Here is a 17245-nt window from a genome sequence, read left to right on the forward strand (position 1 = left end):
ATGATCCGCCCTTAAACCCACGCGGCGCATTGCGCCGGGAGAACGGAGTTTCAAGTCCATTATGTTTGCTGTTTTCAAACGCGCCCGCAAGGCGGCTCTGACTGCCGCCGCCGCCCTTTCCGCCATTGCCCTTTCCGCCTGTGACCCGATTGCCGTCGGCACCGGCCCGACCATCAACACCTCTAAACCCGTTCCGGTGGCGCTGCTGGTGCCGCGCGGTTCTGCCCAGCAAGGCGACAGCGTGCTGGCAAAAAGCCTTGAAAACGCCGCCCGCATGGCGATTGCGGACCTGGATGGGGTGCAAATCGACCTGCGGGTTTATGATACCGCGGGCAGCCCCGAGGTGGCCTCCGGCGCGGCGCAGCAGGCGCTGAAGGACGGGGCCCGCGTGATCCTTGGCCCGGTTTATGCCGAAGCCGCCAATGCCGCAGGCATTGCAGCCCGTCAGCGTGGCGTGAACGTGCTCGCCTTCTCCAACAACACGGCAATTGCAGGCGGCAACGTCTTCATCCTGGGGCCGACCTTTGACAACACGGCCCAGCGGCTGACCAGCTTCGCCGCCCGCAACGGCAAGCGCAACATTCTGGTCGTTGGCGGCAATGATGCCGCAGGCACCGCCGGGCGCAGCGCGATCCAGCGCGCCGCAGGCAACAGCGGCGTGAGCATCGCCGGCAGCGTCGGCTATGAGCTTTCGCAGCAGGGAGTGATCAATGCCATTCCCACTATCCGGTCCCAATCGGCCGGCGCAGATGCCGTCTTCCTGACCTCCACCACCGCAGGCGCGCTGCCGCTGCTGGCGCAATTGCTGCCTGAGGCCGGGGTTGACCCGGCAGAAAAACAGTACATCGGTCTGACCCGCTGGGATATTCCGCCGCAAACCCTGGCCCTGCCCGGTGTTCAGGGCGGCTGGTTCGCGCTGCCGGACCAGGGAAAGGTTCAGCAGTTCAGCGCCCGCTACCAGGCCACTTACGGCGCCTCGCCGCATTCGATCGGCAGCCTGGCCTATGACGGCATCGCCGCCATCGGCGCCCTGGTTGCGGCCGGCAAATCCGACGCGCTGACCGCGGGTGCCCTGACCCAGGGCGCGGGCTTCCAGGGCGCAGGTGGCATCTTCCGGCTGCGGGCCGACGGCACCAACGAACGCGGGCTGGCAGTGGCCACCATTCAAGAACAGAAGGTCGTAATCATTGACCCAGCCCCAAGCAGCTTCGCAGGCGCGGGCTTCTAAAGCCCCCGCCGCTCAGTCGCATCCCGCAGGCACAGGCCTGCCGGAACCGCTGGGTCCGCTGATCTGCGGACCCGCGGACATCTTTGATGCCATAGGCATCCGGGCGCAGATCAAGGCGCTGGCAGAGGACACTGCACCCGCGGCCCTGCGCGGGGAAACAGTGAAAATCCTGAAGGCCGCAAACAAGGCTGGCCGCGCGGTCATTGCCGAAGCCTTCGCGGACAAACCCTTTGCCGCGCGCGAACTCACCCGTTCCTACACTTTCCTGACCGACGGGCTGGTGACCACAGCGCTCTATGTGGCCAGCGAGCTGCTGCATCCGCTGGCGACCCCGACCCGGGGCGAACGGATCGCCGTGATGGCGGTTGGCGGCTACGGCCGGGGGGAAATGGCGCCGGCCTCTGATGTCGATCTGCTGTTTCTGACCCCCTACAAGATCACCGCCTGGGCGGAGAGCGTGATTGAATCCATGCTCTACATCCTGTGGGATCTGCGGCTCAAAGTTGGCCACGCCAGCCGCACCATCAAGGACTGCATCCGCCTGGGCGGCGAGGATTACACCATTCGCACTGCGATGCTGGAACACCGGTTTCTGGCCGGCCATGCGCCGCTGGCTAAAGAGCTGGACAAGCGCCTGAAAAAGGAGCTGTTCTCCCAGGATGCACCGGAGTTTGTCGAGGCAAAGCTGGCCGAACGCGACGCCCGCCATCTGAAGCAGGGCCAGCGCTACATGGTTGAGCCCAACGTGAAAGAGGGCAAGGGCGGCCTGCGCGACCTGCAGTCGCTGTTCTGGATTGCCAAATACCTCTACCAGGTTAAGGATGCCGAAGATCTAGTGCCGCTGGGCCTGTTCCGCCCGGAGGAGATGGAATTGTTCGCCAAGGCGGCAACCTTCCTGTGGGCGGTGCGGTCACACCTGCATCTGGCAACGGGGCGCGCCACCGAACAGCTGACCTTTGACCTGCAGGTCGAGGTGGCCAGCCGCATGGGTTACGAGGACAAGGCGGGCCGCCGCGGCGTCGAAGTTTTCATGCAAGAGTATTTCCGCCACGCCACCCGCGTCGGCGACCTGACCCGCATCTTCCTGACCAAGCTGGAGGCCAGCCAGCAAAAGAACGCACCGCTCCTGGAGCGGATTTTCCGCCGCCGCCCGCGTATCAAGCCCGGCTACAAGGTGGTGAACAACCGGCTGGACGTGATCGACCCCAAGGCCTTCCTCGAAGACCGGCTCAACCTCTTGCGGCTGTTCGAGGAAGCCCTGCGCACCGGCATGCTGATCCACCCGGACGCGATGCGGCTGGTGACCGCCAACCTGCACCTGATCGACGACGGCATGCGCAACGACAAGGAAGCGCGGAAGCTCTTCCTGGACCTGCTGCTGAAACACGGCAATTCCGAACGCGCGCTCAGGCGGATGAACGAACTGGGGGTGCTGTCAGCATTCCTGCCGGAATTCGAACCCATCGTGGCGATGATGCAATTCAACATGTATCACTCCTACACGGTGGATGAGCACACCATTCAGGTGATCGCCAACTTTGCCGCCATTGAACGCGGCGAATTGGAAGACGAGCTGCCGCTGTCGTCGGAAATCCTGCGCAAGGGTCTCAACCGCAAGGTGCTGATGGTGGCGATGCTGCTGCACGACATCGGCAAGGGGCGTGAGCAGGACCATTCGATCCTGGGCGCGCAGATCGCCCGCAAGGTCGCACCGCGGCTAGGATTGAAGCCTTCGGAATGCGAAACCGTGGAATGGCTGGTGCGCTATCACCTCCTGATGTCCGACATGGCGCAGAAGCGCGACATCGCCGACCCGCGCACGGTGCGCGATTTCGCCAAGGCAGTGCAGACAGTGAAACGGCTCGACCTGCTGCTGTTGCTGACCGTCTGCGATATCCGCGGCGTCGGTCCGGACACTTGGAACAACTGGAAGGCGGCGCTGCTGCGCGCGCTCTACGGCCAGACCCGCGCGGCGCTGGAGGGCGGCATGGAGGCCCTGAACCGCGAACACCGCGGCGTCTCCGCCAAGAAGGCCTTGCGTGAGGCGCTGCCGGACTGGTCCAAGGCCGATCTCAAGACCGAAACCGCCCGCCACTACCCGCCCTACTGGCACGGGCTTCATGTGACCGCCCATGTGGATTTTGCCGAGATGCTGCGCGATTACACCGCCAAGGGCGACCCGGGCGAGGTGATGATCCGGCTCTACCCGGATGAGGATCGCGACGCCACCCGCGCCTGTTTCGTGATGGAGGACCACCCTGGCATTTTTGCCCGCATCGCCGGCGCCCTGGCGCTGGTCGGGGCCAATGTGGTTGATGCGCGCTCCTACACCACCAAGGACGGCTATGTGACCGATGCCTTTTGGATTCAGGACAGCGAAGGCCACCCCTTCGATCCGATCCGCCTGCACCGGCTCAAGCAGATGATCGAAAAGACCCTGAAGGGCGAGGTGATCACCCGCGATGCCCTGAAATCCCGCGACAAGATCAAGAAGCGCGAACGCGCCTTCAAGGTGCCGACCCATATCACTTTCGATAACGAAGGCTCGGAAATCTACACCATCATCGAGGTCGATACCCGTGACCGGCCCGGCCTGCTCTATGACCTCGCCCGCACCCTGGCCTCCGCCAATGTCTATATTGCCAATGCGGTGATTGCGACCTATGGCGAGCAGGTGGTGGATGCCTTCTATGTCAAGGACATGTTCGGCTTGAAATACTACGCGGACTCCAAGCAGCGGACGCTGGAAAAGAAACTGCGCGCGGCGATTGCCGAGGGTGCAAAACGGGCGGATACATGAAACCGATCAAATTGCTGTCGGGCTTCCTGACCGTTGGGTTCTGGACGCTGGCAAGCCGTGTGCTGGGCTTTGCCCGCGAAATCCTGATTGCCGCCTTCATCGGTCCGGGGTCGGTGCTGGACGCCTTCATCGTCGCCTTCCGCCTGCCCAACCTGTTCCGCCGCTTCTTCGCCGAGGGTGCTTTCAACGCAGCCTTTGTGCCGGCATTTTCGAAACGCTACGAGGCGGATGAGAACGCAACCGCCTTTGCCCAGCAAGCCTTCAACCTCCTGGCGGCAGCGGTGCTGGCACTGGTCGGCCTTGGCATGGTGTTCATGCCGGGACTGGTCTGGCTGACGGCAGGCGGCTTCGTGGGCGATGCACGGTTCGATATGGCCGTGGGATACGGCTACATCGTCTTTCCCTACATCCTGTTTATGTCTTTGGCGGCACTGTTTTCTGGCGTGCTGAACGCCACCGGACGGTTTGCGGCTGCCGCCGCTGCACCGGTGCTGCTCAATATCTTTGCCTGCTCTGCGATGGCAGCCGGGGCGGTCCTGGGCGGCGATGTGATTGTCTGGCTGGTCTGGACAATCCCGGTTGCCGGCGTGGCCCAGCTGGCACTCGTCTGGGCCGCGGCTGAAAAGGCCGGCATCCCTCTGCGCCCCGGCCTGCCGCGCTGGAATGCTGATATGCGTGCCCTGGTGCGTGTGGCGGTTCCGGCCGCGCTGGCCATGGGAGTCACTCAGATCAACCTGGTTGTCGGGCAGTATGTGGCCTCGGACATTGAAAAGGCCGCCAGCTGGCTGTTCATTGCCGACCGCCTGTATCAGCTGCCGTTGGGGGTCGTGGGCATCGCCGTCGGCATCGTTCTGCTGCCAGCCCTGTCCCGCCGCCTGCGCGCCGGTGACAGCGCCGGGTCCCAGGACGCCCTGTCCCGCGCCGGCGAGTTTTCACTGTTGCTGGCAGTTCCTTCGGCTGTTGCCTTCATGACCGTGCCAGTTCCGCTGGTCTCCGTTCTGTATGAGCGGGGTGCGACCGGCCCCGAAGACGTCGCGGCGATTGCCGTGGCCGTCGCCATCTATGGCGCTGGCCTGCCGGCCTTCATGCTGCAAAAGGTGCTGCAGCCGCTCTATTTCGCACGCGAGGACACCAGAACCCCGTTCCGCTACGCGCTGGTGGCGATGGCCGTGAACGCCGCTCTGGCCTTTGGCCTGAAACCGGTGCTGGGCTGGATCGCGCCTGCCATTGCCGCCTCTGCCGCCGGCTGGGTGATGGTGGCATTGCTGGCGCTCGGCGCCCGCGGCATGGGAGACGAAGCCCGTTTCGACGCCCGCTTCCGCCACCGCGCCTGGCGTATTCTTGCGGCCTCGGCAGCGATGGGCGCGGTGCTCTATGCCGTGGCAGCCTCCGCCGGCTGGCTGTTCACGCTGGACTACTGGCGCTACCTGTCGCTGCTGGGCCTGGTTGTCCTGGGCGGCGCGGTCTACTTCGCCACGGGTCAGGCCATCGGCGCCTTCCGCCTGTCGGAGTTCCGCAGCGCCCTCAGCCGCCGCAAACAGGCATGAGCCGCCTCTCCTGCGCCGCCGGCACCGTGCTGTTCCGCCCCGGGCAGGACTGCCCCGGCTTTGTCCGGCTCACCGCCGGCCGCATTAAGGTCACCCTGACCGCCGCCAACGGCCGCGAAGTCGTGCTGTACCGCGTCAGCCCGGGCGACGTCTGCCTGCAGACCTTTGCCTGCCTCACCGACGGCCGCAGCTACGCCGCCGAAGGCGTGGCAGAGACCGCGCTGGAGGGCGAGATCCTCCCGCATGCGGCCTTTCGCCAGGCGATGTCAGAGGACGGGGCGTTCCGCAGCGAAGTGCTGACAGCCGTTGCCCGCCGCTTTGCCGATTACGAGCAACTGGTCGAGGACGTCGCGCTCACCGGATTTGACGCACGGCTTGCACGCGCGCTGCTGCGTCTGGCGCAGACCGGCGACGATATCCGCATTACCCATGACGCGCTGGCGGCCGAAACCGCCTCCGGCCGTGCCTTCGTCACCCGCCGGCTGCGCGAGTTTGCCCGCCTCGGCCTGGTGGAAACACAGCGTGGCCACCTGCGGATCCTGGACCGCACCGGGCTGGAGCGGGTGGCTCAGGATGAAACTTGAGCATTGGTGACACTGTCACCGACAGCCGGTGCCGCCGCGGTCTAAAATAGACTCAGAATTTCCAACCTGAGTTCGAAAGGACCACGCAATGCCCCGTAACGAAGGCACCCTCGACCGCGCCCTGCGCATCATTCTCGGCCTGATCCTGCTGTCGCTGGTGTTCACCGGCCCGCAAACCCTGTGGGGCCTTATTGGCCTGATACCGCTGCTGACCGGCCTGATGGGTTACTGCCCGCTCTATCAGATGATCGGCCTCAGCACTTGCCCGCTGAAAAAGCAGGGCTGACCTTCCCGGCAAACCCCGGATCAGGTGCGGCTTGTCCGCCGCGCGTCAGCGCGGCCCGGCCCAAGGGCTGGCGATGCCCCGGCAGGGGCGTCACCAGCGGGCGGGAGCAACCCGGCTTCAATCGTGGCGGATGCGGTTCCTGATCCGCGCCCAGCCACCCGGCGCCAGGAAGAACGACAGGCCGAAACCGGTGGCAAAACCTGCCAGATCCGCCACCCAGTCCTTCTGGCCGCCAAACAGCAGCCCGAACAGCAGCTGCGCCCCCATCAGAAAGGCGATCAGCGTGAACGCCCGGCTCTGCTGTGCCCCAATCAAGGCCAGCGAGCGCCACAGCAGGAACGTGAACGCCCCGATCAGCCCGTAAACCGCGGGAAACCCGCCCACCAGCGGCGCAGGTGAGCTGACCAGAAGCGCATAGCCGAGCGCGCCGCCGGCGCCGGACAGCAGGAAGATGATGACCATCGCCAGGTCACCCATCACTTCGCCCACCATCTTGCCCATCGCCAGCACAAAGACGCAGACGAACAGCGCGTGGGTAAAGGCGCCGTGGACGAAGATATAGGACAGGAACCGCATCAGATGCTCCGGCACCCAACGCCCGCTTTCTTGCATCCACCAAAAAATATCGCCGGAAAACGCATAGGATTGAATCGCCTCCAGCCGCCAGCCGATTGCCTCAGGCCCGCCCAGGATGCCGCGCGCGCCTAGCGAGAACACCGCCTCGATGCCGATGATGATCAGCACCAGCGCCACCACGGCAGCGGGCAGCGGGTTGACGGGGGCGTTATGGGGCTCACTGCTCATTCTGGCTCCTTGCCGCACGGAATTCCCCGCGCCTGTTGACCTATCCTGGCCCCATGGGTAAGCGACGATGGTGCATAATTCCAGACGGGAGTTTCCGCGATGAGCGAAACCAGCTTCACCCCGCGCGTGTTTTCGGGGATCCAGCCTTCGGGCAACCTGCACTTGGGGAATTACCTCGGTGCATTGAAGCGCTTCGTCGACTGGCAGGCCAAGGACGTTGAGACCATCTACTGCATGGTTGACCTGCATGCGATCACCGTCTGGCAGGATCCTGCGGATCTCAAGAAATCCACCCGCGAGCTCTGCGCCGGTTTCATCGCCGCGGGCATCGACCCCGAGGATTCGATCCTGATCAACCAGTCCCAGGTGCCCGAGCACGCACAGCTGGCCTGGGTATTCAACTGCGTCGCCCGCATGGGCTGGATGCAGCGGATGACCCAGTGGAAGGACAAGGCCGGCAAAAACCAGCAGAACGCCTCGCTGGGCCTGTTTGCCTACCCGGCGCTGATGGCCGCCGACATCCTGGTCTACCACGCCACCCATGTGCCGGTGGGCGAGGACCAGAAGCAGCACCTGGAGCTGACCCGCGACATCGCGATCAAGTTCAACCACGACTACGGCGTCAACTTCTTCCCGGAGACAGAGCCGGTGATCGAAGGCGCGGCCACCCGCGTCATGTCCCTGCGTGACGGCTCCAAGAAGATGTCGAAATCCGATCCTTCGGACGCCAGCCGCATCAACCTGACTGATGACGCCGACGCCATCGCCAAGAAGATCCGCAAGGCCAAAACCGACCCCGAGGCATTGCCCTCCGAAACTGAAGGCCTGGAAGAGCGCCCCGAGGCCCGCAACCTCGTTAACATCTATGCGGCCCTGAACGAGCAGACCGTGGAGCAGGTTCTGGCTGATGTGGGCGGCCGCCAATTCTCGGAATTCAAACCGATGCTGGCGGATCTTGCGGTTTCCAAGCTGGCGCCGATCTCCACCGAGATGGCACGGCTGATGCAGCAGCAGGACGAGATCGACAAGATCCTGGCCCGCGGCGCCGAACGCGCCCGCGCGATCACCGCACCGATCCTGCGCCAGACCTATGACATCATCGGCATGGTGCCGCCGCCGGCGGTCTGACGCCCACCACGGCATCCGCCAGCGGAAAACAGCCTGACCCAAGCCGCCCCAGCCCGGGGCGGCTTTTCTTTTTGCCCCGCGATGCGCAACTAACCCGGTGTTTATCCGTTATCCTTGTGCGGCCATGTGCCGGAACAAGAAAGGAACCGTAATGAAACCGGGAATTTTCAAATCATCCACGGCGCTGGCAGTGATGATCTCGCTGGCGGCCCCGCTGCCCGCCCTGTCGCAGAACCAGGGCGGCAAGCAGATTGACCTCCGCCAGATGTCCGCTGCAGAAATCGGCGATCTGGTGGACCGCTGCCGCAAGCGGGCCGAACGGCGGCAGAAGAAGCTGGAAGCCGGTGAAGAAATCGAACAAAAGAACGGCAAGGTCGCAAGTTTCTGTCAGGCCTATGGCGAAGGCGCATTTGACCCCGCCCTGCCCGCAGACCTCCAATCCGCCAGTGTTCTGGCAGGCATCGGTGCTGCGGAGACAGAGGTCACAGCGACGGCGGAACAGGGAGCCGGGGCGCAGGCAGAAGCTGTAGCGGAAGCCCAGAGCGAAACCGGCAGCGAAGATCAGCCCCAGGCTGAAGCTGCAGCGGAAACCGCCGGGCAGCAGGACGCGCAGGAACAGCCAGCAGAGGCTGAAGCGCAAGTAGAGGCCGAAGCTCAGGCTGAAGCCGAAGCGCAGGCACTGGCAGAGGCTTTGGCACAAGAAGAAGCTGAAGCGCAGGCTGCAGCTGAGCAACAGGCGCAAGCCGAGGCCGAAGCTCAAGCTGCAGCAGAAGCACAAGCCGCGGCTGAAGCTCAGGCGGAAGCAGCTGCGCAGGCTGCGGCAGAAGACCAGGCGGCCGCTGCAGAACAAGCTGCAACAGAACAGGCTCAAGCAGAAGCGGCGGCACAGGCCGCAGCTGAGGAACAAGCCCAAGCAGAGGCTCAGGCTGAAGCCGAAGCACAGGCAGAGGCTGAGGTTCAAACTGCCCCCCAGGCTGATAGCAGCGGCGAGGCATCCGCAGGCGCCAGCGCCGAGGAAATCGCTGCGGACCTTGCCCAGTCACAAGGCGAAACGACTGAAGAAACTGACAATCCTGAACTGGTTGAACAGGACAGTCAGGCCCAGGCTGATGCCCTGGCCGAGGAAACCAGCGAACCTGCTGCCGCCGCCGCGGCAGCCGCAGACGGCGCTGCTGCCGAAGGTGAGGCAGAAGTGACCGAAGAAGTGGTCACCGAGGAGACCGCGCGCAGCTCTGACGAGGAATTCGAAACCGGCGTCAATGAAAACGCCCAGGCGGAAGCCCAAGCACCTGCCCCGCAGACCAATGCCGCCACTGAGGAGGACAGCGGCCTGTCGACCCGCGAGCGCAACGCCCTGCTTGGCCTAGGCGCGCTGGCGATCGGCACCTTGCTCAACAACGGCGGCAAGGTCGTGTCCAACTCCGGCGACCGCGCCATCGTCGAACAGGACGGCCAGTACCGCGTCCTGAAAGACGATGACGCGCTGCTGCGCCAGCCGGGCTCCAACGTGACCACCTACCGCTTCCAGGACGGCTCCACCCGCACCGTGGTGGTGCGCGAGAACGGGGTTGAAGTGGAAACCATCCGCTCCGCCGAAGGCCGGGTGCTGCGCCGCACCAAACTGCTGCCGGACGGGCGCAGCGTGGTGCTGTTCGACGACACCCAAAAGGCCGAGCGCGTGGTGGTCAACGAGCTGCCGCAGGTGCAGGACAACCGCCGCGCCTTCTCCAGCACCGGCGCGGTATCGGCAGAGGACCTGGCCGCGGCGCTGGCCGCACAGGAAGCCAAGACGGTGGATCGCCGCTTCTCGCTGGCGCAGATCCGCAACATCGACGCGGTGCGCCGCCTGACGCCGGTGATCAACGTGGATTCGGTGAACTTCGACACCGGCTCCTCGGTGATCCGCCCGCAAGAGGCTGAAGAACTGGCAACGCTGGGCAACGCGCTGCGCGAGCTGATCGACCGCAACCCGGGCGAGGTGTTCCTGATCGAGGGCCATACCGACGCCGTGGGCGCCGCGACCTATAACCTGGCCCTGTCGGACCGGCGCGCCGAAACCGTGGCGCTGGCGCTGACGGAGTATTTCGGCGTGGCACCGGAAAACATGGTGGTGCAGGGCTACGGCGAGAGCGACCTGGCGGTCAGCACCCTGGCAGCCGAACGCGCCAACCGCCGCGTCGCGGTGCGCCGCATCACCCAGCTGCTGGGCAACCCGGGCTGACAGGCCTGAAACCAGCCATATCTGAAAAGAAACAACACCCGGCGGGCACGAACTGCCGGGTGTTTCACTGTTACTCTGCCGGTGTCTTCTTCCGCGACAGCAGCCCGTATTTCAGCGCAAACCCCTTCCAGCTGAACCGGCGCCTGCCGCTGGCCGCCTTCGGCTTCCCTGCCGTACGGTCGAACTCATACATATCGATGGCCCGCTCGGCGCAGCCGCAGGCTTCGCCCAGTCCAACCTTCTTGTAATAGAAATTCTCGAAGTTCTCAGGTTTCTGCATGGCACCCTCCGGTATCCAGACAGGCTAGCGCAGAAACACCCGAACACCAAACCGCGCCGCTGTCAGAGCCCCTTGACCCCGCTCAGCGTCAGGTCTGCGACCAGCCCCGCATAATCCTCGCGCGCCTTTGATCCGGCGCCGGAATTCCACATGTAATACCAGTTCAGCATGCCAAAGACCGACATCGTGGCGCCGCGCAGCTTGGCCGCGTCACCGTTGAAAATCTCTGGTGCCACATCCTTCAGCGCATCGCTCATGAACTGAACCATCTCGCGCTGGTAGCCGCGCAGATGCTTCTGCTGCTCCTCCGGCAGCGCCCCCATCGCACCCAGTTGCACCTGATGCTCATGGTCGGCGCCCTGATAGGCCAGCATGATTTCCGACACGATACGGCGCAGCCGGTCCTCGGCACCAAGCCCCGCCAGATCCACCCCGCAGACCCGGTCGCGCAGCTCGCAAAGGTAGGTATCAAGGAGGCCGTAGAGCACGGCATCCTTGCTGTCGTAATAGTGGTAGATGTTCGCCTTGGAGATCCCGCACTCGCGCGCCAGCTGGGTCATTGAGGCCCGGTCGTAGCCGGACTCGGCAAACACCTTGGCTGCCGACTTCAGGATCTGCGCGCGTTTCTCATCGTGGTCTTTTGCGATCGTGCGGGCCAAGGCTCACTCTCCCGGGTCAGGTCTTGCTGCGGTTGTCGACGACGCGCTTGGCCTTGCCCTGGCTGCGCTCGACGGACCCCGGGTCGCCTACAATGATCTCGGTCGAAACGCCAACCATATCCTTGATCCGCTTGGTCAGCATCCGCGCTGCCGCGGTCTTGCTCAACTCGTCGGTTGCGTCCGGATTGGCCTCCACAAACACCCGCATCGCGTCCATGCGGCCGGATTTGTAGAGCTCGATCTGATAGTAAGGCGCGAGGCCCCCGGTCGCCAGCAGCTGCTCCTCCACCTGGCTGGGGAAGACGTTGACACCGCGCAGGATGATCATGTCGTCGCTGCGGCCGGTGATCTTCTCCATCCGCCGCATCGAGCGCGCGGTGCCCGGCAGCAGCCGGGTCAGATCGCGGGTGCGGTAGCGGACCATCGGCAGGCCTTCCTTGGTCAGCGTGGTGAACACCAGCTCGCCCAGCTCCCCGTCCGGCAGCACTTCGCCGGTCTGCGGGTCGATGATCTCCGGCAGGAAGTGGTCCTCCCAGATCACCGGGCCGTCCTTGGTCTCAACGCATTCGTTGGCGACACCCGGCCCCATAATCTCGGACAGGCCATAAATATCGACCGCATGCATATCAAAGGCGTCTTCAACTTCCTTGCGCATTGCGTCGGTCCAGGGTTCAGCCCCGAAAACGCCAACCTTCAGCGAGCACTCGCGCGGGTCCATGCCGACCTTGTGGTACTGCTCCAGGATGTTGAGCATGTAGGAGGGCGTCACCATGATACCGTCGGGTTTGAAGTCGGTGATCAGGCCAACCTGCTTCTCGGTCTGACCGCCCGACATCGGAACGACAGTCGCCCCCAGCCGTTCGATCCCGTAGTGCGCGCCGAGGCCGCCGGTGAACAGACCATAGCCATAGGCGTTATGCACCATGTCGCCCTTGCGCAGGCCAGATGCCCGCAGGGACCGCGCCACCAGATCCGCCCAGTTCGAAATATCATTGGCAGTGTAACCCACCACCGTCGGCTTGCCGGTGGTGCCGGAGGACGCGTGCAGACGGATGATTTCACTGCGCGGCACCGCAAACAGCCCAAAGGGGTAATTGTCCCGCAAGTCGTTCTTGTAGGTGAAGGGGAACTTGGCCAGGTCCTTCAGTTCCTGCAGGTCGTCCGGATGCACACCTGCCTCGTCGAACCGCTGCTTGTACATCGGCACGTTGTCATAGGCGTGGCGCAGCGACCACTTCAGCCGCTCCAGCTGCAAGCTCCGGATTTCGTCGATCGAGGCAATCTCGATCGGGTCCAGTTCACCCTTCTTGGGGCTCAGGTCTTCCATGGCGTCCTCCACACCTTATTCTTCAAACAACTGGCCTTTGACCGCCCGGGAGAATCCCCGGAACTCGGCAATCTGCTGGCCGTCCTGGTTGGTCACTGTCACGTCGTAAATACCGCTGCGCCCAGTCAGGGAAATCTCGCGGGCCTTGGCGATCAGCCGGTCGCCCAGCCGCCCGGGCGCGGTGAAGCTGATCACGTTGTGCTGCGCCACGGTGGCCTGATTGCGGCTGTTGCAGGCAAAGGCAAAGGCGCTGTCGGCCAGCATGAAGGTCACACCGCCATGGCAGATGCCATGCCCGTTGCAATGGTGCTGGGCGATGGTCAGCTCCAGCGTGGCCTCACCCTCGTCCACATGGGTGATCTCCATCCCCGCCCATTTGGACGCGTGGTCGTCCGCCCACATAGCGGCGGCGGATTTCTGGGCGCGTTCTTTCGGGGTCATGGTCACTTGCCCTTGAACGCGGGGGCGCGCTTTTCCAGAAAGCTGGCCACGCCCTCGGCGTAGTCCGCGCTTTCGCCGCAGGTCTTCATCGCGTCCGCCTCGATCTCCAGCTGGTCGGACAGCGTGTTGACCGCCGCGGCTTGGATGCACTGTTTGGTCAGCCCCAGACCCAGCGTCGGGCCGTTGGCGAATCTCTCAGCCATCGCACGCGCCTCTGCCATCAGCGCGTCATCCGGCAGCGCCTTCCAGATCAGGCCCCAGTCCTCGGCCTTCTTCGCAGGCAGCGGCTCTGCGGTCAGCGCCAGCCCCTTGGCGCGGGCCTCACCCAGAAGCCGCGGCAGATGCCAGCTGCCGCCGGTGTCCGGGATCAGGCCAACCTTGGAAAACGACTGGATGAACTTGGCGCTTTCCGACGCCAGCACCATGTCGCAGGCCAGCGCCAGATTGGCACCCGCCCCTGCGGCCACACCGTTCACCGCGCAGATCACCGGGAAGTTCAATTCGCGGATCAGCCGCACCAGCGGCGCGTAGAATTTGCGCACCGTCTGGCTCAGGTCCGGCGGCCCGTCCATCTTGCGCGGGTCGCGGTCGCCCAGATCCTGGCCGGCGCAAAAGCCGCGCCCGGCGCCGGTCAGCAGCACCGCGCGGGCGCCGCCGTCGCGGGCGGCCTCCAGCGCGGCGCGCAAGGCGTTGTGCATCTCCTCGTTGAAACTGTTCAGCCGGTCCGGGCGGTTCAGGGTGATCTCCACCCAGGTGCCGTGGTCCTCAACCAGAATCGTATCGCTCATCGCTCCCTCACCCTGTCAGCGGTGCATTTGACAAACTTCTTGCATAAACCGACCGGACGGTCAATATATCTCAGCATCGGATTCCAGCCAGCCGGCCCCGCGCCGGCCTGATGAAAAGGACAGCATCATGAGCCTTCTAGAGATTTCCAGCTTTGCAGCGGGTCAATGGGTCGCACCGGGCGCAGGCGCCCGCAACATTGCCAGCGCCATCACCGGCGAGGTGATTGCGTCAGCGGGCAATGACGCACTCGACGTGCAAGGAATGCTCGACTACGCCCGCACCGTTGGCGGCGTCAACCTGCGCAAGCTGACCTTCCACGACCGCGCCCGGATGCTGAAGGCCCTGGCAGGCCACCTGAACCAGCACAAGCAGGCGCTTTATGATCTGTCGTTCAACACCGGCGCCACCCAGTCCGACCACATGATCGACATCGACGGCGGCATCGGCACCATGTTTGTCTTTGCCTCCAAGGGCCGCCGCGAAATGCCGGATGCCCATGTCTACCTTGACGGCGATGTGGAACAGCTCTCCCGCAACGGCACCTTCCTGGGCCAGCACATCTGCACCCCACTTCGCGGCGTTGCGGTGCACATCAACGCCTTCAACTTCCCGGTCTGGGGCATGCTGGAAAAACTCGCCCCCACCCTGCTGGCAGGCGTACCGGCCATCGTGAAACCGGCCACCAACAGCTGCTATGTGACCGAACTGGCAGTGAAACTGATGCTCGACAGCGGCATCCTGCCCGAGGGCGCGCTGCAGCTGGTCTCCGGCGGCCTCGGCGACATGCTGGATCATCTGAACATGCAGGACGTGGTCAGCTTCACCGGCTCCGCCAGCACCGCGCTGAAACTGCGCGCCAACCCGGTGATCCTGGAAAACTCGGTCCGTTTCGTTGCCGAACAGGACAGCCTCAACGCGTCTATCCTCGGCCCCGAAGCGCAGCCCGGCACGCCGGAGTTTGACCTCTTCGTCAAGGAAGTCAGCCGCGAGATGACCACCAAGGCGGGCCAGAAATGCACCGCCATCCGCCGCATCATCGCACCGCAGGCACAGGTGGACGCAGTGATCGAGGCACTGTCCGCCCGCCTGTCTAAAACCCAGATCGGCGACCCGCGCCTGGAAACCACCCGCATGGGCGCGCTGGTCTCGGGCAGCCAGAAACGCGACGTGCTGGAGAAGGCCGCGATCATCGGTCAGGAAGCAGAGCGCGTCTTTGGCGACCCGGAAAACTTCTCCGTCGATGGCGCCGACGCCGAAAAAGGCGCCTTTGTGCCGCCGATGCTGTTCCACTGCGCCGATCCGGACAACGCACAGCGCGTGCACGATACCGAGGCCTTCGGCCCCGTCTCCACCATCATGGGCTACCGCGACCTGGGCCACGCCATTGATCTGGCCAACCGCGGCCAGGGCTCGCTGGTGGCCTCGGTCATCACCCATGACCCCGCCACCGCCCGCGAAGTCGCCATCGGTGCCGGCGCCTACCACGGCCGCCTCTACTTCAACAACCGCGACTCGATGAAGGAATCGACCGGCCACGGCTCCCCCTTGCCCCACATGGTGCATGGCGGCCCGGGCCGCGCCGGCGGCGGCGAGGAGATGGGCGGCGTGCGCGGCGTCAAACACTACATGCAGCGCACCGCCATCCAGGGCTCGCCCGACATCCTGTCCGCGATTGGCGAGAAATGGGTCCCCGGCGGCACCGAGATCGAAGGCCCGGCACACCCCTTCACCCGCAAGTTCGGCGAGCTGTCCATCGGCGAGACCCTGCACACCGCCCCGCGCACCGTCACGCTGGAGGATATCGAGACCTTCGCCCATTTCACCGGCGACACCTTCTATGCCCACATGGACGACGAAGCGGCCAAACGGAACCCGTTCTTCCCGGGCCGTGTCGCCCATGGCTACCTGCTCCTGTCCTTTGCCGCGGGCATGTTCGTGCAGCCGGACGAGGGCCCGGTTCTGGCCAACACCGGCCTCGACAACCTGCGCTTCATGAAACCGATTTCGGCGGGCGAAAGCATCAAGGTCCGCCTCACGGTCAAAAAGAAGACGCCCCGCAACGAGGAATACGGCGAGGTGCGCTGGCACGTCACCCTCACCAACCAGGACGGCGAGATCGCGGCAGAGTATGAACTGCTGACCATGAACGCCTTCTGAGCTTGTGCAAAAGTGGTAGGCAGCGGTAACGCTGCCGCACGCCCGGACTGGTCTAACCAGTCCGGGCGAACTATGTTTATCCCCATGAACGAACAGCATAACCCCTGGTTTGACGCCGCCGTCCAACAGCTGAACGACCCGCAGAACCAGCGGGTCTGGTCGGTCATCGTGTCGCTGTTCGGCGATCTGGCGCAGGACAAGGGCGCCCAGATCAGCGGCGGTGCGCTCACCCGCATCATCACCCCGATGGGGATCAAGCCCGAGGCGATCCGGGTAGCCTTGCACCGGCTGCGCAAGGACGGCTGGATCGAAAGCGAGCGCGCAGGCCGCGCCTCGGTGCATTACCTGACGGAATACGGCCGCAACCAATCCGCAGCCGTCACCCCGCGGATCTATGAACGCAACGCCGCAGCCCCGGGTGAATGGCACCTGCTGATCGCCGAGGACGGTGCCGGCCAGGCCACCTTGGATGAGGTGCTGCTGCTGCCCAGCTATGTGGCCGTGAACCGCACAACCGCCCTGGGCCGCGGCCCGATGCCGCGAAGCCTGGATGACCTGCTTGCAGCCGGCGTCAGCTCCATCGCGGTGCCGGACTGGCTCAAGACACGCCTGTTTCCGGATCACCTGTGCGATGCCTGCGCAGCCCTGCAGCAGGACCTGCAAAAAATCTCTTCGCCGCCCACGGGCCTGACACCTGCGCAGACCGGCACCCTGAGAACTCTGATTGTGCACCGCTGGCGCCGCGTGGTGCTGCGCCACCCGGACCTGCCGCCGGGCTTCCACCCTGCGGACTGGACCGGTGAATCCTGCCGCGGACTGGTGTTTTCCCTGCTGGACCAGCTGCCGCGGCCGGATCTGACGGCCCTCGACGGCCTGTCCGAATAACCAAGCCGCCACTGACCCGCCCGCGCCGCGACAGCGTCAGTGACCGGCCGCAACCAGGCAAGTGAACTTGTAAGCAGTTGAATTTTCTATGCTAATGCAAGAGGTCATA

Annotated in this window: 15 protein-coding genes; 9 read left to right on the forward strand and 6 right to left on the reverse strand. The window is 64.5% G+C overall.

The window, feature by feature from the left end:
* Positions 1–61 precede the first annotated feature (61 nt).
* The 5 genes from RA24_RS13120 (at position 62) to RA24_RS13140 (ending at position 6445) form a co-directional block, all read left to right on the forward strand.
* Complete coding sequence (locus tag RA24_RS13120; protein ID WP_039192074.1) at positions 62–1228, forward strand: penicillin-binding protein activator; 1167 nt, start codon at positions 62–64, stop codon at positions 1226–1228.
* The gene (locus tag RA24_RS13125) at positions 1188–4028 is read left to right on the forward strand and encodes a [protein-PII] uridylyltransferase (protein WP_446720213.1); all 2841 of its coding nucleotides are present in this window, start codon (positions 1188–1190) and stop codon (positions 4026–4028) included. The genes RA24_RS13120 and RA24_RS13125 overlap by 41 nt, the downstream gene beginning before the upstream one ends.
* Complete coding sequence (gene murJ, locus RA24_RS13130) at positions 4025–5575, forward strand: murein biosynthesis integral membrane protein MurJ (RefSeq protein WP_039192077.1); 1551 nt, start codon at positions 4025–4027, stop codon at positions 5573–5575. Before RA24_RS13125 ends, murJ begins: the two co-directional genes overlap by 4 nt.
* On the forward strand, positions 5572–6159 hold the full coding sequence (locus tag RA24_RS13135) for a Crp/Fnr family transcriptional regulator (protein WP_039147338.1): 588 nt from the start codon (positions 5572–5574) through the stop codon (positions 6157–6159). The genes murJ and RA24_RS13135 overlap by 4 nt, the downstream gene beginning before the upstream one ends.
* Before the next feature lie 88 nt (positions 6160–6247).
* Complete coding sequence (locus tag RA24_RS13140) at positions 6248–6445, forward strand: YgaP family membrane protein (RefSeq protein WP_039192080.1); 198 nt, start codon at positions 6248–6250, stop codon at positions 6443–6445.
* A gap of 117 nt (positions 6446–6562) precedes the next feature.
* On the opposite strand, the gene RA24_RS13145 is transcribed toward RA24_RS13140, so the two are convergent.
* Positions 6563–7249 (reverse strand): rhomboid family intramembrane serine protease, encoded by a 687-nt coding sequence (locus RA24_RS13145; protein WP_039180827.1) that lies wholly within the window; start codon positions 7247–7249, stop codon positions 6563–6565.
* 99 nt (positions 7250–7348) lie between these two features.
* Here RA24_RS13145 and trpS point away from each other — a divergent pair, with 99 nt between their 5' ends.
* Together trpS and RA24_RS13155 are read left to right on the forward strand one after the other, a co-directional pair.
* On the forward strand, positions 7349–8377 hold the full coding sequence (gene trpS, locus RA24_RS13150) for a tryptophan--tRNA ligase (protein ID WP_039192083.1): 1029 nt from the start codon (positions 7349–7351) through the stop codon (positions 8375–8377).
* Between the two features lie 151 nt (positions 8378–8528).
* The gene (locus tag RA24_RS13155; protein ID WP_039192086.1) at positions 8529–10598 is read left to right on the forward strand and encodes an OmpA family protein; all 2070 of its coding nucleotides are present in this window, start codon (positions 8529–8531) and stop codon (positions 10596–10598) included.
* Positions 10599–10668: 70 nt separating this feature from the next.
* On the opposite strand, the gene RA24_RS13160 is transcribed toward RA24_RS13155, so the two are convergent.
* From RA24_RS13160 to paaG, 5 genes are all read right to left on the reverse strand, one after another.
* Positions 10669–10878 carry a hypothetical protein gene (locus RA24_RS13160; protein ID WP_039171713.1) on the reverse strand — a complete coding sequence of 70 codons (210 nt, stop codon included), beginning with the start codon at positions 10876–10878 and terminating at the stop codon, positions 10669–10671.
* A gap of 62 nt (positions 10879–10940) precedes the next feature.
* A complete protein-coding gene (locus RA24_RS13165) occupies positions 10941–11537 on the reverse strand; it encodes a TetR/AcrR family transcriptional regulator (RefSeq protein ID WP_039171715.1) in 597 nt (198 codons plus the stop codon).
* Between the two features lie 16 nt (positions 11538–11553).
* Entirely contained in the window at positions 11554–12864 is a 1311-nt protein-coding gene (gene paaK, locus RA24_RS13170; RefSeq protein ID WP_039147350.1) for a phenylacetate--CoA ligase PaaK, read from the reverse strand.
* A gap of 15 nt (positions 12865–12879) precedes the next feature.
* Complete coding sequence (gene paaI, locus RA24_RS13175; RefSeq protein ID WP_039192089.1) at positions 12880–13305, reverse strand: hydroxyphenylacetyl-CoA thioesterase PaaI; 426 nt, start codon at positions 13303–13305, stop codon at positions 12880–12882.
* A gap of 2 nt (positions 13306–13307) precedes the next feature.
* The gene (gene paaG, locus RA24_RS13180) at positions 13308–14093 is read right to left on the reverse strand and encodes a 2-(1,2-epoxy-1,2-dihydrophenyl)acetyl-CoA isomerase PaaG (RefSeq protein WP_039192091.1); all 786 of its coding nucleotides are present in this window, start codon (positions 14091–14093) and stop codon (positions 13308–13310) included.
* Positions 14094–14220: 127 nt separating this feature from the next.
* On the opposite strand from paaG, the gene paaZ reads away from it, so the two are divergent.
* On the forward strand, positions 14221–16251 hold the full coding sequence (gene paaZ / locus RA24_RS13185; RefSeq protein WP_039192093.1) for a phenylacetic acid degradation bifunctional protein PaaZ: 2031 nt from the start codon (positions 14221–14223) through the stop codon (positions 16249–16251).
* Positions 16252–16335: 84 nt separating this feature from the next.
* Complete coding sequence (locus RA24_RS13190; RefSeq protein ID WP_036762498.1) at positions 16336–17136, forward strand: PaaX family transcriptional regulator C-terminal domain-containing protein; 801 nt, start codon at positions 16336–16338, stop codon at positions 17134–17136.
* Positions 17137–17245 lie beyond the last annotated feature (109 nt).

Origin of the sequence: Leisingera sp. ANG-M6, assembly GCF_000813905.1 — a bacterium.
Classification (GTDB): domain Bacteria; phylum Pseudomonadota; class Alphaproteobacteria; order Rhodobacterales; family Rhodobacteraceae; genus Leisingera.